At 69.0% G+C, this 23,401-nt stretch carries 16 protein-coding genes; 1 reads left to right on the forward strand and 15 read right to left on the reverse strand.

The features are described 5' to 3' along the window. Positions 1-55 precede the first annotated feature (55 nt). The 13 genes from AB0H50_RS14265 to AB0H50_RS14325 form a co-directional block, all read right to left on the reverse strand. Positions 56-835: an SDR family NAD(P)-dependent oxidoreductase gene (locus tag AB0H50_RS14265; RefSeq protein ID WP_357451361.1), complete on the reverse strand. Its 780-nt coding sequence runs from the start codon at positions 833-835 to the stop codon at positions 56-58. Further along, the gene (locus AB0H50_RS14270; RefSeq protein WP_357451364.1) at positions 832-1,785 is read right to left on the reverse strand and encodes a diacylglycerol kinase family protein; all 954 of its coding nucleotides are present in this window, start codon (positions 1,783-1,785) and stop codon (positions 832-834) included. Before AB0H50_RS14270 ends, AB0H50_RS14265 begins: the two co-directional genes overlap by 4 nt. Next, positions 1,770-2,507 carry an HAD family hydrolase gene (locus AB0H50_RS14275; RefSeq protein ID WP_357451367.1) on the reverse strand — a complete coding sequence of 246 codons (738 nt, stop codon included), beginning with the start codon at positions 2,505-2,507 and terminating at the stop codon, positions 1,770-1,772. The genes AB0H50_RS14270 and AB0H50_RS14275 overlap by 16 nt, the downstream gene beginning before the upstream one ends. Beyond that, entirely contained in the window at positions 2,504-3,904 is a 1,401-nt protein-coding gene (locus tag AB0H50_RS14280; RefSeq protein WP_357451370.1) for a nucleotidyltransferase family protein, read from the reverse strand. The genes AB0H50_RS14275 and AB0H50_RS14280 overlap by 4 nt, the downstream gene beginning before the upstream one ends. Next, positions 3,901-5,202, reverse strand: a complete 1,302-nt coding sequence (locus AB0H50_RS14285) for a pyridoxal phosphate-dependent aminotransferase family protein (protein WP_357451373.1) — start codon at positions 5,200-5,202, stop codon at positions 3,901-3,903. Before AB0H50_RS14285 ends, AB0H50_RS14280 begins: the two co-directional genes overlap by 4 nt. Continuing rightward, entirely contained in the window at positions 5,199-7,940 is a 2,742-nt protein-coding gene (locus tag AB0H50_RS14290) for a PEP/pyruvate-binding domain-containing protein (protein ID WP_357451376.1), read from the reverse strand. The genes AB0H50_RS14285 and AB0H50_RS14290 overlap by 4 nt, the downstream gene beginning before the upstream one ends. A 61-nt stretch (positions 7,941-8,001) precedes the next feature. Beyond that, positions 8,002-9,387 carry a cytochrome P450 gene (locus tag AB0H50_RS14295; RefSeq protein WP_357451379.1) on the reverse strand — a complete coding sequence of 462 codons (1,386 nt, stop codon included), beginning with the start codon at positions 9,385-9,387 and terminating at the stop codon, positions 8,002-8,004. After that, the gene (locus tag AB0H50_RS14300) at positions 9,384-11,105 is read right to left on the reverse strand and encodes a fatty acyl-AMP ligase (RefSeq protein WP_357451382.1); all 1,722 of its coding nucleotides are present in this window, start codon (positions 11,103-11,105) and stop codon (positions 9,384-9,386) included. The genes AB0H50_RS14295 and AB0H50_RS14300 overlap by 4 nt, the downstream gene beginning before the upstream one ends. Then, a complete protein-coding gene (locus AB0H50_RS14305) occupies positions 11,102-11,353 on the reverse strand; it encodes a phosphopantetheine-binding protein (protein WP_357451384.1) in 252 nt (83 codons plus the stop codon). The genes AB0H50_RS14300 and AB0H50_RS14305 overlap by 4 nt, the downstream gene beginning before the upstream one ends. Beyond that, complete coding sequence (locus AB0H50_RS14310) at positions 11,350-12,195, reverse strand: hypothetical protein (RefSeq protein ID WP_357451387.1); 846 nt, start codon at positions 12,193-12,195, stop codon at positions 11,350-11,352. Before AB0H50_RS14310 ends, AB0H50_RS14305 begins: the two co-directional genes overlap by 4 nt. Further along, a complete protein-coding gene (locus tag AB0H50_RS14315; protein ID WP_357451390.1) occupies positions 12,192-18,200 on the reverse strand; it encodes an aminotransferase class III-fold pyridoxal phosphate-dependent enzyme in 6,009 nt (2,002 codons plus the stop codon). Before AB0H50_RS14315 ends, AB0H50_RS14310 begins: the two co-directional genes overlap by 4 nt. A gap of 4 nt (positions 18,201-18,204) precedes the next feature. After that, the gene (locus AB0H50_RS14320) at positions 18,205-18,444 is read right to left on the reverse strand and encodes an acyl carrier protein (protein ID WP_357451393.1); all 240 of its coding nucleotides are present in this window, start codon (positions 18,442-18,444) and stop codon (positions 18,205-18,207) included. A 999-nt stretch (positions 18,445-19,443) separates the two neighbouring features. Continuing rightward, a complete protein-coding gene (locus AB0H50_RS14325; RefSeq protein ID WP_357451396.1) occupies positions 19,444-19,926 on the reverse strand; it encodes a hypothetical protein in 483 nt (160 codons plus the stop codon). A gap of 176 nt (positions 19,927-20,102) precedes the next feature. On the opposite strand from AB0H50_RS14325, the gene AB0H50_RS14330 reads away from it, so the two are divergent. Then, the gene (locus AB0H50_RS14330) at positions 20,103-20,924 is read left to right on the forward strand and encodes a helix-turn-helix transcriptional regulator (RefSeq protein WP_357451399.1); all 822 of its coding nucleotides are present in this window, start codon (positions 20,103-20,105) and stop codon (positions 20,922-20,924) included. Between the two features lie 138 nt (positions 20,925-21,062). Here AB0H50_RS14330 and AB0H50_RS14335 read toward each other — a convergent pair whose 3' ends face one another. Beyond that, positions 21,063-22,208: an FAD-dependent oxidoreductase gene (locus AB0H50_RS14335; protein ID WP_357451402.1), complete on the reverse strand. Its 1,146-nt coding sequence runs from the start codon at positions 22,206-22,208 to the stop codon at positions 21,063-21,065. Positions 22,209-22,645: 437 nt separating this feature from the next. After that, positions 22,646-23,278: an HAD family acid phosphatase gene (locus tag AB0H50_RS14340; RefSeq protein WP_357451405.1), complete on the reverse strand. Its 633-nt coding sequence runs from the start codon at positions 23,276-23,278 to the stop codon at positions 22,646-22,648. Positions 23,279-23,401: the final 123 nt, after the last annotated feature.

A 23,401-nucleotide genomic window follows, 5' to 3' on the forward strand; every position in this document is an offset into this window, starting at 1 on the left:
CCTAAAGGGGCCCGGACGCCGCGTCGCCCGGGCCCCGCGATCGAGGAAGACGCCGTCACAGTCCGTAATAGTCGCGGACCAGACGTTCGTACACCTTGGCCGGGACCAGCCGCCTGGTCCAGAAGGACAGCCGGACGTCGTTGCCGCAGAGATAGGTCTGGCGCGGCCGTCGGGTCTCGAGAATTGCCTGCACCTTGCCGGCGACCGCGTCGGCCGGTTGGCCGTCGGCCAGATATCCGCTGACCCGCTCCAGCACCGCCCGCCGATCGGCGTCGTATTCCGGCAGCGGAGCCGCTACACGCACGGCCGAGTCGATGATCGGAGTGACCGTCCACCCGGGCGCAAGCACGGACACAGCGATGCCGAATCGGGCCGCCTCCATCCGCATCGCCTCGCCGATCCGCTCCACCGCGGCCTTGGTCGCGGAGTACCAGCCGCCGTACGGTTCGGCGATCGCGCCCGCGCCGGAGCTGACCACGATCGCCCGCCCGCGGCCTTGCGCGCGCATGATCGGCAGGACCGCGCGCAGCACCCGGTGGGTGCCGAGGACATTGGCGTCGAACAGCGCAGCGGCCTCGTCCGGGCCGGTCTCTTCGACCGACCCGACCACGCCGTAGGCGGCGAAGGTGACCACGGCGTCGATGCGGCCGTGCCGCGCCGCCATCTCCTTCACCCAGGCGTCCACGGACTCGGTATCGCGAACGTCCACCGTCGCGTGCGTCGGTCCAGGGACGAGGTCGCAGCCCTCCACGGTGTAGCCGGCTCGCGCCAGATGCCGCACGGTCGCCGCGCCCATGCCGTTGGCCGCGCCGGTGATCAGGACGACTCCGGTCATGCCGCACACACCTTCAGCGCGCGGGGCAGCACCTCGAGACGCGCGGATTCGACCAGCGTGATCTCGCCGTCCAACTCCAGCGGGGCCGGCCGTTCCGGGCGCAGTTCGACGGTGGTGTCGCGGTGGCAGATCGCGAGCGGCGAGCTCGCGAACGTGCCGCGGTAGAGCCCGGCGATCAGCCCGAGGATGCGCAGTCGTCCCGAGGACGCCCAGATGTTCACGTCGAACCTGCCGTCGGTGCGAGTGACCGGCGTGTCGTAGTACATCCCGCCCGCGAAGTGCACGCTCTTGAGCACACCGATATTGGTGATCGGCGTCGTGTGCACCCAGTCGGTGCCGCGCACCTCGAGCCGCAAGGGCCGGTGGGTGGCGATATTGCGCAGCGCGGTGGCCACGATGGCGGCCTCCACGTCCCGTGACTTGAGCCAGGCCAGCGCGCCGGTCGCGTGATTGAACGAATCATTGCCCGCCGCAACAAGTCCCATGCTCGCGTTGAGCAGGAAGTAGCGCACCACGCGGGTGCCGTCGGGCAGCAGCATCGTCGCCTTGCCGACGTCGACGGTCTCCGCGCCCGCCGCGTCGACCCGGACCGCGACGCCCGCGATCGCCGCCGCCGGGCGCAGCGGCTTGTGGAAGTCGTTGGAGCTGCCGAGCCCGATGGCCCCGAGTGCGATGCGTTCCGCGCCGCGGCGCGGCCGATCCGTCTCCGGATCCATGATCGCGTTGAGCACCAGATTCACCATGCCGTCGCCGCCCGCCGCCACGATCACCTCCGGCGCGCTGCCATCCTGCGTTTCGATCTGGGCGCGCACCAGTTTCACGGCTTGGTCGGCGTCGGCGGGCAGTTCGACCGTCAGGCCGGGGTGCCGCTCCCGCAGCGCGCGCTCCACCGGCTGCCAGCGTTGCAGGGCGGTCCCCGCGTTCGATTGCGGATTCAAGATGACGAGCATGACTTCTCCTCGATGCCCAGCCACTCGCGCAGCCGGGTCCACTCTCCCGTGGTGACCAGTCCGGTCCGCGCGCACTCCGGCGGCACAGCGGATTCCGCGGCGCCGAGCAGGAAGACCGGGATGCCCGCGCGGGCGGCGGGCGCGTCGTTGGCCGCGTCGTTGCCGATCATCACGCAGTCCGGCGCCGCGAGACCGAGCCGATCGAGCAGTTCGTGATAGAACTCGACGCGCGGCTTCGACCGTCGCATGGTCTCGCCGCTGGTGATGAACGCGAAGACGCCGGGATCGTGCCCGCCCCAGCGCAATCGGGTGGTGGCGGTGCTCGACGGCCACAGCGGGTTGGTCGCGACGACCTGCGTCACCCCCGCCGCGCGCAGCTCGCGCACCGTCGACACCGCCTCGGGCAACGCAGGGAAACAGCGGCGCAGCCGGACGAAATCACGGTCGGCCAACCGCTGCAACCGTTTACCCACCAGCTCCGGTGCGATGTCCAAGCGATCGGCGAGCAGGCCGACCATGAATTCGGTATTGGTGCGGTCGGTTTCGTTGCGGCGCACCTCCGGAAGGACGCCGGAGAGCGCTCGCAGGAATCGGTGCGGTGGCGTCAGGTCGCGGAACGCCAGCGCCGCCGTCAGCGGCATCAGCGTCTGGAAACTGCGCTTGCGCAGACCGACCAGCGTGCCGTCCAGATCCCACAACACGGTGCGATGCGCCGCCGTCATTCCTGACTGTCCAGCACTGCTTGCAGGTCGGCGCGGGTCAACCCCAGCCCCGCGGCGAACTCGTCGATCCCGGGCCGGGCGGCCACCGCGCGCACGCCTGCGCGCTGCGCCAGTTCCGTGCCGTAGGCCGCACCCAGGTCGAAGACCGTCTTGGCCAGCGCCGCCGGGAAAAGCCAGCGGCCTAGATCGCGCTGGAACACCCGCGTCAACCGATAGGGCGCGGCGACGCGGGCGCCGAGCGCCGAGAGCGCCGACGGTTCCCGCAGCGAGCTCATTCGCGCCGCCTCCGTGGCGGGCACCAGCAGCAGATCCGACCAGAGCCGACCGAAGCTGGCGCGCTTCTCGTCGGCCAGTGCGGTCATGTTGAACTCGGTGTAGGCCTTCTCGATCCGCGAGGTGTGCGTCGACCGGCTGCGCAGCAGCGCGTGAATATCGGCGGTCTTGCGGGTGGTGTCGTAACGGGTGAAGCGGTTGATCCTCGGCCGCACCCGGTCGGTCAGCGCGGCGAACGCCGGGTTCGGCACCAGGCGGTCCGCCAGCGAAAGGGCGTGATACATCAGGTTTTCGGTGCCCGCCTTCGTGATCTCGCCCGCGAGCAGGTCGTAGTCGAGATCGGTGGCGTGGCGCGCGAGATTCCAGATGTCGCCGAGCTCACGCACCCCCGTCTTGTAGTACGGCAGATGCACGCCCAGGTGGTGCAGATTGTCCTCGTGCGCCATGGCCCACGCGGGCACGCCGTAGAAGTCGATGCGGCGCACCCGATCCCAGATCGCGCGGTAGTCGATGGTGTACGGGGCCAGCGGGGTGATCAGGCCCCAGTGGGTGCCGACGACCAGCGCGCCGTCGCGCGAGACGAACGAGGGCAGGTGATGCGACCGCTCGGCTCGCACCTTCGGCGCTTTGCCGAGCAACTCCGAGGTGGCGAAAAGGCCGAGTTCCCGATAGATCTCGATGGCCGTCTCGACCTGATCCAGCTCGATCAGGATGTCCAGGTCGTTCATCCGCTTGTAGCGCGGATCGTGGTAGATCTCGGTCGAGAACAGCATCCCCTTGAGCACCACGCACCGCACGCCGCGTTCGTCGAAGCGCCGCAGCAACTCCAGCACCCCGGCCAGGCGCCGGTCGTTGACCGCGCCGATGTGCTCGGTGACGGCGGCGAAGTCCGCGCGGACGGCGTCCGGCACGAGATCGTAGAGTTCCTCGGCCTCCAGCCTGCGCTGCACCAGCGGCACTGTCGCGTTGAGCTTTGCCAGCGCGAAGAATTCGGCCCAGTCGGTGACGTCGTGGGCCAGCTTCGCCGTCTCGGCGCGTTCGTCCGCGCTCGGCGCGGCAAGCGACGCGTGCACCAGCAGCCGTTCGGCCGCGGAACCGCCCGCGGCGATCTGGGTTCCGGTCATGCCGCACCCTCCTGTTCTGGATGGAATCCGAAGCTCCTGGCGACGGTCGAGATCTGTTCGAGCGCGAAGTCCAGCTGGTCGCGGGTCAGCGTGGCCATCATCGACACCCGCAAGCGCTGCTGTTCCCTTGGCACCGCGGGGAATTCGACGCCGTTGACGAAGACGCCCGCGCGGTGCAGCGCGGCCACCACCTCCGCGACGGCCAGTCGCTGCGGAACCAGAATCGGGATGATGGCGGTCTGCGGGTCGACCGCGAAGCCCATCCGGCGCAGTTCCCGCGCGAAATAGGCGGTGTTGTCGTGCAACTGGCGGACTCGTTCGGGGTGGGCGTCGATGAAATCGATCGAGGCGAGCACCGCGGCGACCACCGCGGGAGACAGCGAGGCCGAGAACATGTAGGAGCGGGCGAAGAAGCGCAGCGTGTCTACGAGGTCCTTCGATCCGGCCACGAAACCGCCGGTGGTCGCGAACACCTTCGAGAAGGTCCCCATGTACAGCTCCACCGAGCCGTCGCCGAGGCCGAAATGCTCGGCGGTGCCGTGGCCGCGCGCGCCGAGCACTCCGGTGCCGTGCGCGTCGTCGATGGCCAGCCAGGCGCCGAACGAATCGCACAGCGCGCGGATCTCCGGCAGCGGTGCGATGTCGCCGTCCATCGAGTAGACGCCCTCGACCGCGACCACGATGTTCGCGCCGGGATTCCGCCACCGAATCTGCATCAGGCGATGCCGCAGATGCCGCAGATCGTTGTGCTGGAACGCCATCGACCTGACCCGGCCGAGCTGGATGCCGTCGTAGAGGCTGGCGTGGCTCTGCTCGTCGTAGAGCAGGGTGTCGCCGTTGCGCAGCAGGCCGGTCACCCAGCCGACGTTCGCCGCGTAGCCGGAGGAGAACACCATCGCCGACTCACAGCCTTTGGTCTCGGCGAGGCGCTCCTCGAGACGCCGGTGCAGCGAGGTGGTGCCGTTGAGCAACGGCGGCCCGCCGTGTCCGACGCCGAACTCCCTGGTCGCTGCGATCGCGGCCTCGATGATCTCCGGTTCGCTGCCGAGCCCGAGATAGTTGTTGGAGCCGAGCATGATCAGTTCGCGGGTCTCGCCGCCGTCGGGATCGCGCACCTGGACGACCGGACCGGCCGGACCGGTGATCTCGCGGAGCACGAAGCCGCTGCCCCTGGCGTTCGTGACGTACGGCCGGAATTCCTCGAAGCGCTGTTCGAAGGTGTGCGCCGCGGGGTCGAGATAGTGTTCGAGACTGAAATTCTCGCCGTGACCGGCGGTTTCGCTCCGCGCAAGTGTCATTGTTCGTCCTCGTGCACGATGGTTGCGGTGCCCGCGCGCCCGTCGAGCACCACCCGGTCCCCGGTGGCGACCAGGCGGGTGACGCCGGGAACGCCGACGACGGTGGGGATGCCGAGTTCGCGGCCGATGATGGCGGTGTGCGAGAGCACGCTGCCCTTCTCGCTCACCAGTCCGCCCGCGGCGACCATGAGGAAGACCCAGCCGGGATCGGTCGTCGAGGCGACGAGGATCTGGCCGTCGATCTCCACCTCGGGATCCGGCGTTCCGAGCACGAGCGCGGGAGCCTCGACACGCCCTGGGGCGCAACCGATGCCGCGCAGCACGGTCTGCGCCGTCGCGTCGACCGCCGTACTCGGTGCGTCGAAGGCCGGATCGTCGATGCTCGCCGCGGCGATACCGGTGGTGACGATCCGGGTGGGCAGTTCGGTGGCGCGCCAACGCTCGTGATCGGCCTTGCGGGTCGCGACGATGCGGGCGGCATCGGTGTCGACGGCGGTGCCGCGGGTCAGCGCCGCGATCTCCTCGTAGGTGAGCCAGAAGATGTCGCGCGGATCGTTCAGCAGGCCCGCGGTGTGCATCTGCCTGCCGAACTCCCGGAACACCCGTTTGACCAGGCCGAAGGAACGGCTGCGGCCAAGGCGCATGTTCTCGCGCTGCTTCACGTGCTCGCGGGCGCGGCTCAGCGCAAGACGGAAGGCGAGGCGTCGCGGGAAGCTGTCGCGGAACAGCGTTGCCGCGGTGGCCTCGGCCTCGCGGCGGATGGCCTTTTCCCGCGCTGTCATTTCGTCGATGTTCTGGCCGCCGCGCAGATAGTTGCGCAGCATGGGCACCAGGCGTTCGGGATGTTCGCCGAGCGGGTCGGTTTCGAGCTTGAGCTCATCGACCGTGCGATCGCCGAACAGCGCGATATGACGCAGGCACGCCGCACGGAACGCGGCGAACTCGCCCTGGGCCAGCGTCTTCCACACCTCGTGCGGGTCCAGCGGACCCTCGAACAGTGCGCGCAGCGCCGCGTCGTCGCGAATCGTCGCCGTCAGCGCCAGCGCCGAGCGCACCGGGTCGACGCTGTCGACACCCTCCTCGCCGCAGAACAATTCGTTACGCAGCGTGATCGCCTCGGTCGGCTCCAGACCCTGCTGTTCCAGCAGCAGCCCCACGACGTGGAACAGCTGCTGGGCCAGGAAATCGTTGAAGATCTGCACCGAGTACGCAGGCACGAGTTCGTGCAGGCAACGCTCCATCCACTGCAGCAGCGCCTCCGGATCGCGTTCCCGTTCCGGCGTCTCGGGGGACAGGCGCCGGTCGAGGTCGGCGGTGAAGGCGGCCAGCTCGGTGAAGAAGGCGCGCAACCGGCGCGGCAAGCGCACCCAGCCCGAGGCGATGATCGCGAAGACCCGCACCCGCAGCGCGTACATCCGCAGCCGCGCCACACCGCGTTTCGGCGCGGCCGGACGCTGGTAGCGGTTCTCGATGTTGAGGGCGGCTTCCCAGCCCTCGATCGCGAACTCCATGCCCGGGATCTGCAGGAACAGCCGGTACCAGTTGCTGATGTTGTAGTAGATCCGCCCGTGCGCGGTGCCTACGAGGTACGGGTACAGACTCGCCGCATTGCGGTCCACGATCGCGCCCGTCGCGCCGAAATCCCGGTGGCAGGCGCGAAAGACCTGCTCGTAGGCGGCGCGCAGGATCGAGAAGGTCAGCGGGCTGGACAATCCCGGGTAGGACTCCGCGACATTGACGTTGTCGAAGATCGTTTCGCGTGCTCCCGTCGCGGTGACCGGGCGGGCCTGCAACAGGAACAGTGTGCCGTCCGCGTCGTAGGCCCATTCGACGTCCTGGGGTCCGCCGAAGACGGCGGCGAGCGCGGCGGCGGTGCGAGCGAGCTCGACGATCCGTTCGTCGGTGAGCGCGGGCTCGGCGCTGCCGCCCTCGATCTCCGCCACCGCGGTGCCGGATCCTAAGTCGGCGACTACCCGGCTCCGCTTGTCGACGACGGTGCGGGAAACGACGGCGCCCGAGGCGTTGTCGACGAAATACGTGTCGCATTCCACCGTGCCCGCCACGACGCCCTCACCGAGACCGAGCGCCGCCGACACCACCGATTCGGCCGGATCGCCGGTCTGCGGATTGCAGCTGAAGACCACGCCCGAGACAGCGCTGTCGACCAGCACCTGCACCAGCACGGCGCAGTCGACGCCGCCGTTGTCCAGGCCGCGATGGGCTCGATAGAACAGCGAACGCTCCGAATAGGCCGACGCGAGCACCTCGAGGATGGCGCGCGGCACGTCGGACGGCGCCACGTTGAGAACCGTATCGAGCTGGCCCGCAAACGAATCCGTCGCGGAATCTTCCCCGCTGACGGAGGAGCGGACCGCCAGTCGCACCCGGTCGCCGGGCCATTCGGCGATCGCCGCGTCGAGTTCGGCCGCGACCGCGCCGGGCAGGGAAATGCCGGAAATCAGGCCGCGCACGGCCGCCGACACCGAACGCAACGACGCGGGGTCGGTGTGGTCGAGGGTCCCGAGCAGCTCGGCGATGCCGTCGGCGGCGGGCGCCAGGATCTCCGCGCACGCCTCGGTGGTGACCACCGCGAACGGCGGCACCCGGTAACCGGCCGCAAGCAGGCGGCCGAGATTCGCGGCCTTGGCCCCGAATCGCGCGATGTGCTCCTGCACCGCGTCCGGCCGCGCGGCCAGCGTCGCGGCGGGCACCACCGCGCCGGTGTTCGTTGGGTTCATAGATCTGTGCCTCTGCGTATCGAAAGACAATGGGGGCGTGCGCCACTCGGGCGGCGGGCGCTCATCGGGCCGACTCCGCCAGTGCGCCTGCGGCAGACGCCGCGGGCTCGCGCCGCGTGAGTCGCACCAGCACCGGGTCGGGCGTGTTGGAGATCTCCGGGTTCTCCCGCACCCGCAGCCCGTTCACCAGTTCGATGTCATAGCGCGCCAAGAGCATCGCCAGGCCGACGCGCAATTCGGTCAGCGCCATGTGCTGGCCGACGCACAGGTGCGCGCCCCAGCCGAACGGGAAGTAGCGGAACGGGGGACGAGCCCTGGTGCGCTCCTTGGTGAAGCGGTCCGGGTCGAAGGTCAACGGCGAGTCCCAGAACTGGGGGAAGCGGTGGTTGACGAACGGGCTGATCACCACGATCGCCCCCGGCTCCAGGTCGAAGCGGTCGAAACTGTCTGCCTCCAGCGCGGTACGGCTGAAAGCCCACGCGGGCGGATGCAGCCGCATCGCCTCGTCGATGGCCCGGCCGGTCAGCTCCAGCGCGGGCAGCGCCCCCGCTATTCCGGTTTCGCCGAATGCACCATCGATCTCGGCCCGCACCCGATCCAGTACCGCCGGGTTGCGGCACAGTTCGTAGATGGTCCAGGCCAGCGCGCCGCCGGTGGTCTCGTGCCCGGCGAGCAGGAAGGTGAGCACCTCGTGGCGCAGCTGTTCGTCGTCCATGGCGTGGCCCGCGTCGTCGCGCGCCGCGAGCAGGCGGCTGAGCAGCGAATCGGGCGCGCCGGTCGCGGCGGCGCGGTGCCCCTGGATGACGTCGTCGACCACCCGGTGCAACCGGGTCAGCACGCCCTGAAAGCGCCGGTTGGCCGGGGTCGGCACACTCGGCGGCAGCTGGATCGGAGCCGACATGTGGTTCATCACCCAGGTGACGCCGTCGCGCACGTCGTCCTCGATCTGCGGCAGCACACCGTCGATGTCCGCGCCCATCACCGCGTGGCACACCACATCGGCGGCGAACCCCATCACCTCGGGCACCAGATCGAACGCCGCGCCGTCGGCGGCCCGCGCGTCCAGACGCTCCAGCATCCGCTGCGCGCAGGCGATCATCAGCGGGATCTCGGTGTCCACGTGCCTGCGGGCGAACGCCGGTTTGATCAACGCGCGCTGGCGTTTCCAGAGTTCGCCGCCACTGGTCAGCAGACCGGGCCCGAGCAGATAGTTCAGGCTCTGGTAGCTGATGCCCTTGGCGTATTTCGCCGCGTTCGTCACCAGCACCTGGTTGATGTGATCCGGCTCCACCAGCAGGTGCAGCTGCTGGTGCACGAGCCGCAGCCGCACGCTGCCGCCGTGCGCGACGGCCTGCTCGTAGAACAGCGTCAGCGGGTCGGCGCGGTAGTCGAGGTAGGCGCCGAGCGGATGCCGCAGCGCCGGACCGGCGAGAGCGCGAGCCGTCATGCGCCGCCTCCCACATCGACCAGTTCCGGTTCGCTCCGCCCGAGGAACAGGCGACATGCTTCCGCGCGCTGCACCTTGCCGCTGGTGGTCTTGGGGATGCTGCGCGGCGGCACCACCAGGACGTCCGCGGCCAGCACCCCCGTCCGCTTGCTCACGGCGACCCGCACCGCGCGCCGCAGCGCGTCGTGTTCCCCGGGGGCGAGCGAGCTTTCGACGATGAGGTGCAGTTCCTCCGACAAGCCCGCGGCGTCGGCGTGCCCGACCGCCGCGACCCCGCCGAGCCGCACGCCGTCCACCTGTTCGGCGGCGATCTCGAAGTCGGTGGGCAGGTAGTTCGCGCCGCGGATGATGATCAGGTCCTTCTGCCTGCCGGTGATGCGCAGCCTGCCCGCCCGCAGATACCCGATATCGCCGGTGTCCCACCAGCCGTCGGAGCTCGCCGACGCGGTGGCGCCGGGGAGCCGGAAGTAGCCGACGGTGGTCGACGGGCCGCGGAACTGGATGCGCCCGACCGTGTCGGCGCCGCAGGGTGCGCCGTCGCCGTCGACGATGCGCACCTCGGTGCCGAGCACCGGCTCGCCGCAGTCCACGATCAGCATCGCGTCCGTGTCGTCGTCCGGAACATCCAGCACCACACCGCTTCCGGTGAGCGCACGACGGGAGACCGAATCGTAGGCGACCGGAGCGTGCGGGCGCGCGACTGTCACGGCCAGCGAGGCTTCCGCCATGCCGTAGCAGGGCACCAGTGCGTCCGGGGGAAGGCCCCACGCGCGGAAACGATCCACGAAGCGCTGCACGGTGGGCGGGTGGATCGGCTCCGCGCCGCAGAACAGGAACCGCCAGCTCGACAGGTCCACCCCGGCCAGTTCTTCGTCGGACACCCGCGCCGCCGCGTAGCCGTAGGCGAAATTCGGTGCGGCGGTGAAGGTTCCGCGGTACTTGCTGACCGCACGCAGCCAGTCGCCCGGGCTGCGCAGGAAGCGGCTCGGCGGCATCAGCACGGCATCGATGCCGCGAAACATGGGGGTGAGGAAGCCGCCGATCAGTCCCATGTCGTGGTGCAGCGGGAGCCAGCCCACCCAGGTGTCGCCCGGCCCCATCGACGCGGCGAGCGCGATCTGCTCGCAGTTCGCGGCCAGGTTGGCGTGGGTGATCTGCACCCCCTTCGGCGTGCCGGTGGAGCCCGAGGTGGCCTGAATGAAGGCCAGATCGCCGGGTTCGGGCAGCCGCGGCGCCAGCGCGGGCGCGTCCGGTGATCCAGCCACCGCGTGCAGTTCCGCGCCGTCGATGCCGGTCGCGCCCGCCGGGAGCTGTGCCGCCGCCAGCACCGTCGCGCCCGCGACGACCGCCTTCGGCTCCAGGTAGGCGACCAGCCGGTGGAACTTCTCGTAGAACAGCTCGGCCGAGCCGAATCCGCCGGGCGTCGCCACCGCCGTCGGCACCGCGCCCAGCGTCAGCGCACCGAAGAACGCGGTGACGAACTCCGGGGAGGTAGGCAGCGACAGCACCACCCGATCACCGGCCCGCACGCCCGCATCGGCCAGCGCGGCCGCGGCCCGCCCGGCGGCGAGCGCGAGATCGTCGTGCCGCCAAGCCAATTCGTCGTCAGCGCCGCGCTCGGGCACGAAGATGGTCGACGGGCCATCGGCGCCGCGTCCGGCATTCGCCAGCAGCGCGTGCACGATGCTCGGAAACCGCGGCGCCAGCCTGCCGGTCACGACTCGCCCCGCACGTAGTCGACGATCTCGGCGACCGTATTCAACTGCGCCGCAGCGTCTTCGGGAATTTCGACGTCGAAAGCCCGTTCCAGCTGGATGGTCAGCTCGATGGCGGTCGGCGAGTCGAGCCCGTAGTCGATCAACTGGGCGGCGGCGTCGATGTCGTCGGCCGCCACCCACAGCACCTCGCCGACGATGGCGCGCACTCGCGTCTCGATCTCGGCAGCGGTCTGGGTTCGTGCACTCATCCGAAGAGTTTTCCTTCCGTGACGCAGGCGCGGACGGACTCGTCCAGGTCGACTCCGTCGGCGGTGTCGATGCGATGGAAGCCGACCTCCGGGTAGGCGGCGGCCAGGGTGTCGCGCACCCGGAGATAGCCCTCGCGCAGGGCGGTGAGGCGTTCCGCGGTTTCGTGTGCCTCCTTGACGCCGCCGGCGGAGCGCTCCGCGCAGCGTGCCGCCGCCTGCTCTGGCGGCACGTCGAGCCACAGCACGGCATCGGGCAGGGTGGTGCGGAAGCGGGCCGCGAAGCCCGCGACCGAGGCGGTGATCTCGCGGCCGACCAGGTCGGCGATCTCCGAGAGCAACATCCAGATGTCGGGGGAACTGCCCAACCTGCTCGACTCCGAGCGCTGCCAGGCCAGGATGTCGTCGAAGGTGCCTGGGCGGTGCCGTTCGAGCACCGCGGCGATCTCGGCTTCCCGGTCGTGGCCGTTCCACTCGGGGCGGGCGAGCGCCACGTACAGCGGACCGTAGACCAGCAGCTCGATGAGCGGATGCCGCTCGAAGACAAGGACATCCGGGGCCCAGGTGTCCAGGAAGTGGCGCTCCACCGAACCGAACAGCGTCATCTGCAGGTACATCGCCGTGGCCTTCATCTCCAGGCTGGAGATCTCGTCACATCCGACGCTGAATGCCTTGAGCTGCTTGGACAGATCGGTGAGCGGGACGTCACGGGTGTTGTGGAAGTCCGGGCAGGTCATCGAGGCGAACGCGGCGTGATCCCCGGCCGGGGCCAGCTCACGCAGCCGGGCCATGACCGACGACTTGCCAGCACCGTCGATACCGACGATGGCGACGCGACGGGTCATCGGTCGTCCTCCCGCAGCTGGGCCAGCACGGCCTTGGTGATCTCGGCGGGCGCCGCGGTGCCGTCCAGGCGGACCCACGCCAGCTCCTCGGCCAGCTCCTCGAGCGCGTCGTGGCTGCGCTGCTGGAAGTCGATGAACGCCTTCTCGTCCCCGTAGCCGCTCTCGTAGTCGCTGCGCAACTGCTTGCGCCCCAACGCATCCTGCGGGCTGACGGCCAGATAGAAGGTGCGGTCCGGCTCCGGGAAGCCCGCCGTCAGCTGACGCAGCACCGCGGGGTCGCCGCCGTGCGCGACCTCGGTGGCGTAGTACTTGTACCAGTACGCGTTCGCGAGGACGATGTCGACGCCGCGCGCGGCCGCCAGGTCGAACGACAGCTGCATGGCATGGAACAGGAAGTGCGCGCGGCTCAGCGGCGTGAGCAGCTTCAGGTAGCCGTAGATCTCCGAGGGGCTTTGCCACGGCAGCTTCGAGGAGACCTTCGGATCCAGGAAGGCGTCCCAGATCGTGACCGCGGCGACGCTGTGTCCCTGGGCCTCGAACTCCGCGGCGATCCGCGCCACCTGGGTGGTCTTGCCCGAGCCGTCGCCCCCCGCGATGCAGATCAGGCGTTTGCGTGCGGTCAGTGGTTCATCCCTTCTCGGCGCCGGGCGCGGAGGCGCCGGGCGAGTTGTTTCTTCGGGGGGTGCGACGATTCCGGCGGGAGCGCTCTTCGCCTCTGCGGCCGTCGCGAGCGCGAATTCCGTCGCACTGTCTGCTCTTTCGGATTCCGTAGGCACGGAGTCGTCCGTCGAGACCTCGGGTGTCGAGCCGGTTGTGCCGGCTGACGGGATGGCTGCGGCCGCATCGTCTGTCGCCGTGGTGTCATCGAGCACGCTGATGACGCCCGCGCTGCCGTCGACCCGGATTCGCTGGCCCGAGCGCACCGCGGTCGTCGCGCCCGCGACGTTCAGCACGGCGGGAATCCCGTACTCGCGCCCGATGACAGCGGCGTGCGAGAGCATCCCGCCGACCTCGGTGACGACGGCGGCCACCAGTCCCAGCGCCGGGGTCCAGCCGGGATCGGTGAACCGGGTGACCAGGATGTCGCCTTCGCGCAGCTGATCGATATCGGACAGCGCGGTGATCACCCGCGCGGTGCCCTCGGCGACGCCGGGGCTGCAGCCGAGCCCGGTGAGGTCGCCCTCGCCGATCTCGCGCACCGCCCCGACGGTGACTCCGCCGCCGAGTTCGTGCGGCGGCGTCAGATCCCGGTATCCGGCGTACAGCGCACGGCGATAAGCGATCTGCGGCGCCAGCTCGGCGATCTCGACGTGACCCGCGACCAGGTCGCTCAGCTCGTGGATGCTGAGCTGGAACGCGTCGTCGGCGTCTTCGAGCGTGCCTGCCGCGGCCAGCCGGGCGCCCGCCTCCACCACGTAGGCCCGCACGATCGCGTAGCACTGCGAGGAGAACTCGCGCATCCGTTCCCGGGCAACGAGATAACGCCGCATTCGTTCGACGTGCTTGTCCACGGACTTGGCGAATTTGACCCGGGTCCTGGTCTTGGCACGCACCCGGCCGCGCAGCGCGGCCAGCTCGGCCTCGTAGCGCTTACGCTGCTCCACCAGGGTCACGTCCGGATCGGCCGGCGCGGTGCCGTGTTCGAGCATGACCGCGATCATCGAGCGCACCCGCTCGGGCGCCTCGGACCAGCGCGGGCAGGTCAGATCCAGCTCGGCGTCGGCGTGGAAGCCCTGCTCGGTGACGAATTCCACGAGCGCCGCGTCCCATTCGACGCTGTCGAGCCCGTGTTCGCTTGCCACCCGGTGCAATTCGACGATGCCGCGCTGCATCTGCATGTGGCTGATCTCGGCGAGGCCGCCCATCAGGTCGATGGCCGAGGTCGAGCCCGCCGTCGCGGCGTCGACCTTGTCCAGCAGCTGCTTGAAGTCGGTCTGCACGCTCGAGTTGTTGTAGATGGTGGTGAAGTAGGTGCGTTCGGTGGTCGCGTGGAAGGTGAGCAGGCAGTCGGTCAGGTCGGCGGCGAAGGTGGCGTCGTCGGTCTGCGCCAGGACACCGGCACGTTCGCGCCAGAGCGCGTACTTCGCGGGCCATTCCGCCGCGAAGGCGTCCACCGCGGCCAGCTGGTCGCGATAGCTCTGCTGCACGGCCAGCGCCGCGGGCAGTGCCTTGGCGATGGTCTTGGCCGAGGTCGGGGTGCGATGCGGCCCGTCGGGGCCGTAGTCGTTGAGCACGCCGAGGTCGTCGTCGAAGTGCTGCTCGTCGAAGCCGGGAATCTTGAAGAAGCAGTTCTTCACCGCGCTGACGTTCCAGTAGGCGCGGCCATAGTACATGGCCATCCAGTCCGGTTCCACGCCGGGATCGGCGAGCTTCAACCGTTCGAAGAACCGTTGCATCGAATGCTGGAATGCGTTGTCGTACAGCGAGAACATCATCGGCGTGCAGACGCGCGCCGAGACGCCGCCGTCGCGCAGGTCCGCGTCGGAGAACTGGTCGATGTCGGTGCGCCAGGCGATCGCGGTGATGGCGCGCGCCTGCAACAGCCACAGCTTGCCCGCGCCGTCGATCGCCCACTCGATGTCCTGCGGGCGGTGCCGGTGCGCCTGTACGGCCAGCATCAGTGCGGCCAGCTCGGTGGTGGCGGTCTGCTCCAGCTCGATGTCCTCGCCGCCCGCGTCGCGCTCGATCACCGCGCCGTCGAACAGGCGCAGGGTGTACCGCGTGGGCGTGACTTGGCCCGAGACCAGTCGTTCGCCCAGACCGGCGCAGCATTCGACGACGGCGTGTTCCTCGATGCCGGTGAGCGCGTCGATGCTGAAACCCACACCGGCGTAACGGGCGTCGACCATCCGCTGCACCAGCACCGCCACCGAGGCCTTCGCCTCGGTGTAGCCGTGCTTGGCCAGATAGGTGCGGACGCGATCGTTGTGCACCGAGGCGCGGCACTGCCGGATGTACTCGCGCAGCGCCGAGACGTCGGTGATGTCCAGATAGGACTCGTACTGTCCGGCGAAGCTGGCGTCGTCGAGATCTTCCAGCACACCGCTGGAGCGAGCGGCGACCGGGAACCCGCCGAGCGTCCGCACCCAGCGGGTGAGGTCGTCGTCGCCGACCGCGTCGAGATCGAGGTCGGCGGGCACCACGAATCCGGGCGGCACCTCGAAGCCCGCGGCGATCAGTTCATGCAAGGTGGCGGCCTTGCCGCCGGCTCGCTCGGGAGCGAAATCCGGCGCGCCGAGGAACATCGGCGCGGGTGTCGGGCTGTCGGACACGGTAGTGGCTCCTGTCGGAAGCAGAACCGGGCGCACCTCGTGACGAGCCGCCAGTTCGCGCGCGGCGTGCACGCCCGCGACGGTGAGTCCGCCGTACGAGGGACTGGCGGTGCCGGGCTCGAAGCCGAGCAGCACGGTCTCGGCCATGCAGGCGTAGACCACGCCGGGGGGCAATCCGGTTTCGGGGAAGGGGGGTGTCTGGCCGAGCGGCAACAGCATTCGCCCGCCGGAGACCAGGGTGATGTTCGGGCGCTCGGCGACGGCGGGATCCACATCGCCAGGGACCGCCAGATCGCACACCAGCACCGGACGATCGGCGGCCAGCAGGTCGGCGGTGACGAGCGGGACCGCGGAATTGGTCGCGGTGAGCACCACGTGACAGTCACGCAGCGCGGCCATGTCCTCGCTGACCTCGATCACGACCGGCGCGGCCGAGGCGAGCCGGTCCGCGATCCGGCGCAGGCGACCGGCCGAACCCGGCCGCCCCACCAGCGTGATCGCCTCGGCGTGCGGCGCGATCATCTCCGCCATGACCGCGCCGATGTTGCCGAGCGCACCGAGGATGCCGACGCGCCGTCGCCCCGGCTCGAGCCGGGCCAGCTCACCGACCACCACGTCGTAGGCGCAGGCGGCGGTGAGGGAATTCCCCGAGGTCACTGTCACCGCGTCCTCCACCACATCGCGGGAGGCGTTGGTGACGATCGAGGTGTATCCGCCGAGCCCGATCACGGTGGCGCCCAACGTGATCGCTTGTTCGACGGCCTCCAGCACCAGATCGCGCGGCCACGCACGGTGGCCGGACCGCTGGTATTCGACGATCTGTTCGGCGGAGATCGGCACGGCGATCAGGCAGACCTCGACCGTGGCACCCGTGGGCGAGCTGACCAGCTGCCTGGTCAGCTCGAAGGGTTCGGCCACCCCGCGCAGCCGCTCGAACAGCGCGGCGAACTGCGCGTCCGACCACTCGGCCAGTTCCGGCGCGAACCGGCGCAGATCGGCGGGCTCCGGCAGATTCGCGAGGAAGACCACCCGGTTCGGCGCGCCGTGCTCCCGCGCAACCTGGTCGGTTCGCCGTTCTGGCAGCGGCTTACGGTCCGGCACTTGCCAATTCGTGGTCACGGGTGCCGTCAGGTGAGCGAGCAGCGTGGCCAGGTCGCCGCGGTGCAGCAGCTCGGCCAGCTCGTTCAACGCGGATTCCAGGCGGTTCAGATCGGTTTCCGCGAGGAATGCGGAAGGCTGGAGCCGCAGCGTGGTGGGCGCGGACAGGGTGGGCAGCATCCGGATCCGGTGGGTGTGCAGCAGGTAGCCCGCCACCACGTAGCCGAACATGTCCGGGTCGCAGATCTCCCGCAGCAGCGCCGATTCCGGTGTGGGCGGGATCAATTCGATGCCCAGCAACAGTCCCCGGCCGCGCACGCCCGCCAGTGCCCGCGGCCAGCGTCGCGCGACGGTCTCCAGTCGTGATCGCAGCCGCGCGCCCGTGTCGATGACGCGGATCTGGCTGTCGTGCAACAGATCCAGCGCGGCTTCCGCGACCGCGCTGGACAACTCGTCGTCGGCGAAGGTCGAGGTGTGGTACCGGCCGAAGTCCGACACCGACGCGGCGCGGTCGACCAGCAGCGCCGAGATCTTCACCAGGCCGCCGCCGAGCGATTTGGACAGCAGGTAGTAATCCGCGGTGACGCCCGACGGCGCCGAAGCCAGGAAGGTGCCGGTGCGGCCCATGCCGGATTGGATCTCGTCGAAAACCAGTGCGGCGGTGTGCCGGTCGGCGAGTTCACGCAGGGCGCGCAACGTCTCGGCGGGCACCTCGCGGACCCCGCCTTCGCCCTGGATGGGTTCGGCGAAGATCGCCGCGATCGGCGAGACGGACGTGTGGGACAGCGCCGGCCGTCCGGCGGCGTCCACGCTGATCCGGCCCACCGGTCGCAGCTCCTGCGCGAAGGCGGCGGCCACCTCGTCGGGCGTCCAGGTGTCGAGTTTGCGCCGCTCGGGGCCGGGCACGATCAGGTCGGCGGGTGTATCCGCCTGCTCGGTGAGCGCGAAGGCGCCCGCCGTCTTGCCGTGGAAGGCGTTCGCCAGCGAAACGAAGACGGGGCCCCGCCGCTCGACCTCCTCGACGACCCGCAAAGAATCTTCGAGAATTGCTGCTGCTGAACAGGTTTCGTCGCTTTCCTGATCGGATTCGGGCTTTCCGATCGAGACAGGCCGCACCGCGTGCAGGCCGTCGCGGCGCAGCTGCCGAAGCGTGCGCCGCAGCTCGGCGCGCAGGTCGGCCAGCCCGCGGGCGTGCGCGACGGCCGCGTGCCGGATGGCCGCCTCGACCGCGTCGGCGCCGGTGGACCCGAACGTCACCACGTACTCGCGCCCGGTGCTCGCCCCGACCAGGTCCGAAAGCCGGTGTGCCAGATGGGAAACGCCCGGACGGACACTGCCCTGGGAGACGAACGGCGTCTGCTGGTTCAACCGCGCCGTGGCCACCCGGACCAGCGCCGGATGGTTATGGCCGAACAAGGCCGCGCCGAAGCCGCCGACCATGTCGAGCACCCGCGTGCCATCCGCGCGGATCAGGTGGTCGCCCTCGGCGCCGACGTACACCACGTCCAGGTGACAGGCGCGCAGCAGTCGAGCCAGTCCGGGGCGGTTGTGCCGCGCGAAATCGTCGAACAACTGCGGCGCCTCGGCATCCAGTCCGGCCGAGGGTATTTCGTGGTCTTGTGCTCCCGCGTTCATGGGATTACGCACCGACCCCGGTGCGCTGGTTCGTTTTGTTCGTCACGCACTCGATCACGTCGCGCGCTGTGTGCAGCCCTGAGGCCTCCTCGTCGGAGATCTCCACGTCGAAGGCGCGCTCCAGTTCGATGATGATCTCAGCCGACCGGACCGAGTCCAGGCCATAATCCAGCAATGGCGTATCGAGGTCGATTTCGTCGACCCGCAAGCCGCTGCGAAACAGCTCTCGGACGCGCTCGGACACCGTGTTCGGGGCGTTCATTTCAGACCTCCGACCGGACTGGAGCCCGCTGCGCCGCCGAGCTCCGCGACCTCGGCCGCCGCGTTTGCCGACACCGCCGAGTACTTGCCTTTTCGCTGGTCAGTGCCGGATTCGGCGACAGCCGAGCCGGTGATCACATGCCTTCCGATATCGACAACCAAAACTGTTACGCCTCATATCTCGTCACCCTGCGCGACTGTCACCGTGCACAGTCGTGCGCTCGACCAATCTCTACACCGCTCATCTGGGCGCTGCAATGTGAAAAGCACTGTCCGGCAGCAGGTCTCGTCGATAAGCAATCTCATGGCTAACGGGCTGCGATTGTTGTGTTCGCTACGTGGCGTCGCCCGTGAAAATCGGGCATGGCGGCATGGTGTCTCGGACAATCAATGCTGCGATTCCTGGTTACAGGTATTTCCTCGGGCGGTGAGCGCGGACTCGGAGGGAGGGGTTGTCGGAAAGTTCGCTGTTCACGATTGGTTTACCGAATGGATAAAACCAACCCATTGGTACTTTCCAATTTGATTGGCCCCTACCACATCTCGGTGATCAATTCCATACTTGCGGGGAAATTTTTCACTCCGCAACGATGGCGTCGGCTGCTATCGCGAAGTGTGGCAAACCTTTTAGAGTTCGCGAGATTGTGACCTCTCTCATTGCAAGCAACCGGGGGAATCGACTATGTGGGGCATCACAACATTGCCCTGCGCCGATTTTCCGGCCCGCGAGGAATCCTGCCGCAGCGCGAGTCACTCGGCACGGCTCCGCTTGCCGTCGCGGCGAGACTTTGGTTCAGTTGGGGGGACTGGGCATTTGGATCTCACGCAGGGGGTGCGGAGGGGTGGAGTCGATGGGCATGGTGACGGCAACCGTTGACATGGGGATCGATCGAAGACGTTGTCGCGCATGGACGGTCTCGCAAACCCGGTGGATAGCCCAGGTTGGGCGGCGGGATGGCGGTGTCGGCCGGGATCCCGTGGACTAGCGGCCGGGCCCGGCCCAACGTCGTATCGCGTCGACGGTGGTTTCCGGTGAGGTGTTGAAGCAGAACCGCGCGCCAGGGGATACCTCGTTGACGGCGTTGACGATTCGTTCGAGCAAGAGGGTGTGCTCGAGCGAGGCGCGGATCCCGGCGCCGATCATCACGACATCGAATGGCTGGTCGGCGACGCATTCTCGCAGCACAGCCTCAGCGGCATCGGGTTCCGCGGGAACGAGGCATGGCACGAGATCGAACCCGGCATCGCGCAACGCCTGCTCGCCCGCGGCGATCCTCGCCGTCAGGGTGGCCTCGTCCAGGCCGGGTATCCGGCTGTAGTCGAGAGCGCCGGGATGCAGGCCGATCGAGAGCACGGTGCTCGAGGTTCCGGAATCGTCCACCAGCTCGGTTCTTTTCGATGTCTCGGCGAACCGGATCACGCCCAGCGTCGCCAGCAGGACCACCGCGGCTCCGATCGACAGCATCCATCGGGTCGTTCGGCTACCGGGTTCGGCAGCGGCTGGGTCGTGGGCCGTGCGGGAAGTCGTCGTGCGTGGCATGTTCGCAGCGTCGTGGACCGCGCGCCCGGCCACCAGGACTCTGCTGCCATGGGACTGGCGGTACCACCCCCCGGCGTCGGATCGCGCGGCACGATAGGAGTATGGATAGAGCCGAACTGGCCGCCGTGCTGCGCACCGCACGTGCCAGGGTCGAACCAGCCGAGGTCGGACTCCCCGCCGGATCGCGTCGGCAGGTGCCGGGGCTGCGGCGGGAAGAGGTCGCGCAGCTGGCCGGCGTCAGCGTCGACTATGTGGTGCGGCTCGAGCAGGGGCGCGGGCCGAAACCGTCCACGCAAGTACTGGGTGCGCTGACCCGAGCATTGCGACTCGGCGGCGACGACCGCAACCTGGTCTTCCGGCTCGCGGGCTCCGAGCCGCCGCGCGCCGGACACGTCCCGATGCTGGTGCGCCCCAGTGTGCTTCGAATCCTCGACCGCATGTCCGACCTCCCCGCACTGGTGCTTTCCGCCACCTCCGATGTGCTGGCCTGGAACCCGCTCGCCTGCGCACTTCTCGGCGATTTCTCCGTGCTGCCGCCGATGCGACGCAACCTCGTTCGCGAACGTTTCCTCGGCGACGGCCTCGGCCGGGTGCGGCTTTCCGAAGAAGACGAGGAGCGGACTGCTGCCCATTGCGTCGGCTGCCTGCGGACTGCCCGCGCCCGCTACCCCGACGACCGCGATCTGGATCGTCTCATCGCCGAACTTCGTTCAGGCAGCGGGCGATTCGACGAGCTATGGCGCATCGGACGGTCCAGCACGATCAGCGCGACCACACTGACTGTCGAACACCCCGTGCTCGGCCCGCTCACCCTCGACTGCGACACGCTGCTGGTGCCAGATGTCGACCAAACCGTCGTGATCTACTCCGCCGCACCCGGTACACCGGCGGCTGCCACCCTGGACCGGCTGCGCGTCGTGTGAGGAAGGGGTGGTCGAGCGGGCGGGCCGACTGCGCAGCGGCCCGATAGTGCGGCCATGGAACCCGAGTTCGGTCGGCACCCGGCGCGGAATGATCCACCACGTGCCATCCGTCGTCGCGTGCGAAGGTGCGCGTGTTCGCTAGACCGGGTGGTTCGAGCCCGGGAACCAGCGGTCCAACCGGGCGGCGGCCGCGGCGGCCTTCTCCCGCGCGAGTTCCTTCGAGGGCGCCGAGAACGGCGCGACCGGCGCGGGGCCCGACAGAAAATCCGCGTCGACCTTGCCGACCAGACCGCCCCCGAACTCGATATGGCACACACCCCGGCCTCGGTACCGCTCGGACCAGCCGGACCCGCGCACGGTCGCCGCGATGCCCGCGGCAACGGTGTGGGCGGCGTCCTCGGCGAACACTCCCGCTCGCGGGACAGGCGCATCGGCGCAGTCGCCGAGCGCGTAGACGCCCGGGTACGGCGTCTCCAGGGTGCGCGGATCCACGGCGATCCAGCCGTCCGTGCCGCCTTCGGTCAGACCGGACGCCTCGACGACGGCGGGCACCCGGTGCTTCGGGATTCCGATGAACAGGTCGTAGGGGAGATCGCCGGTGCGGGTCACCGCCACGTGGCGGCTCGGATCGAGGGCGTGGACCAGTCGGCCCGGTGAGTACTCGATGCCGCGGTCGTTCAGCGCCTCGACGAGCGCGGCGGAAGTGTCCGCCGAAACCGGGATCGGTGAATCCATCGGACTGATCATGTGCACGCGCGCGTCGACACCGCGCCCGGCCAGCTTCTCGTGCAGGAGCATCGCACCTTCGTAAGGCGCGGGCGGACACTTGAACGGCACTCTCAGGATCGCGAGGAGCACGTTGCCGCCCTCGAAGTTCGCCAGCCGGTCGCGCAACCGGCACGCGCCCTCGATCGAGTAGTACTCGTATCCGTCTTCGACGAATCCTGGGGTCGCGGCGGGATCGTAATCGGCCCCGAGCGCGACGACGAGAATGTCCGGTTCGTATTCGGACCGATCGGTAACGACGCGCCGGGTCCGCGGATCGATCGCGGTCACTTCCTCGCGACGGAACTCGACTCCTGGATGAGCCAGGTCCGTGTACGGAACACGAACGCGCTCCGGCGGAACATCTCGGAACAGGATCTCGAGCTTGGCGAAGCCGAAGGTGAACGAGTCGTTCCGATCGATCAGCACGATCCGGACCTCGCCGGCCAGCGAACGCGACAGACGGCTGGCCAACTCCAGCCCTCCGAACCCGGCGCCGAGAATGAGCACGGTTCGCATGCGCCCATTGTCCACCCGGTTGCCCTGTGTTCGCTGAGGAACCGGGGTTTGCAGTGGTGCGGGCTGTCGCACAGTCGGCGGAAACGAGAAAGTAGCACCCGGTGACAATGCGCCACCAGCGGTCGGTTCGTCTGCCAAGGATGCTGCGTCGTAGCGGCCGCGGTGCAAGTGCTGTCGCCGTCGCACCGCGGTGCAATGCCTCGACCGCTTGCGGGGATCGTCCGCGGGACCGGGCATAACACTGCCGCCGTCGCATACCTGATCAGCCGCGTCGCGCCGTGGCGCCACGGTGCGCCGCCTCGGGGGCGGACTGTCTGGCTCGGACCGTCCGATCTCGCACGGCGCGCGGCGTCGACGCGAGGGGCCGCACGCGGACGGTGCGGCCACCACGTCGCCGAGCTCGGTCGATTCCAGGGACTTCGCGGTTCTCCTGTCCGTCAGGAGAGCTTGCCGTTGTAGTCGGGCAGTTTGAAGGTCTTCTCGGCGTGCCCGCCCGCGAGATCGGAAGGGCTGTTCCCGATGTTCGCGACGATCGTGTACCCGTCGCTCTCGATGTCGATGCGGGCGTTGGTCTTGTATTCCTCGAGTCCCGCCGAGCCCGCGGACAGTGTGGTGAGCGGGCTGCCGTAGAGCCCATCCACCGGGTAATCGACTGCGGTGAGGTTGGTTTGGGTGTAGATGTTCATCAGTGCGGGGCGGCCGGTGACGAAAATGATTGCCGCGCCCTGTGATTTGGCCCATCGGACCAGTTGCAGAATGGGGGCGATGGCGGGGGTGACGGGGCTCGGGTTGTACTGGGTTTCCAGCGAGGTGTTGTCGATGTCGAGGACGATGGCCGGGCGCGTCGCCCCGGGCAGCCGCCCGGCCAGGTAGTCCCTGGCCTGCGCGGCAACGGTTTGCACCTCGGTGATCCACTGCGAATACGGGGGCAGGCCGCCGCCACCGGAAAGCGACGACGAGCCGGTGCCACCGGACAACGAGGACGAGCCGGTGTCGGCCTGCGCGACGGACAGCGGCGCGGCGACCGTGATGGTGATCCCGAGGGCGATACCTGCAACAGAACGTCTCATGACCAGGGGACGTTATCGCGCACGAAACAGACGCGCATGTGTTTCACATTGTCCCGCTGGGAATGTCCCACTCAGTGAGATGGTGGACGTTGAAGTCGTTGAGCGCTATACCGATTCGCGGTA

This window comes from Nocardia sp. NPDC050793 (assembly GCF_040654065.1).
GTDB lineage: Bacteria > Actinomycetota > Actinomycetes > Mycobacteriales > Mycobacteriaceae > Nocardia.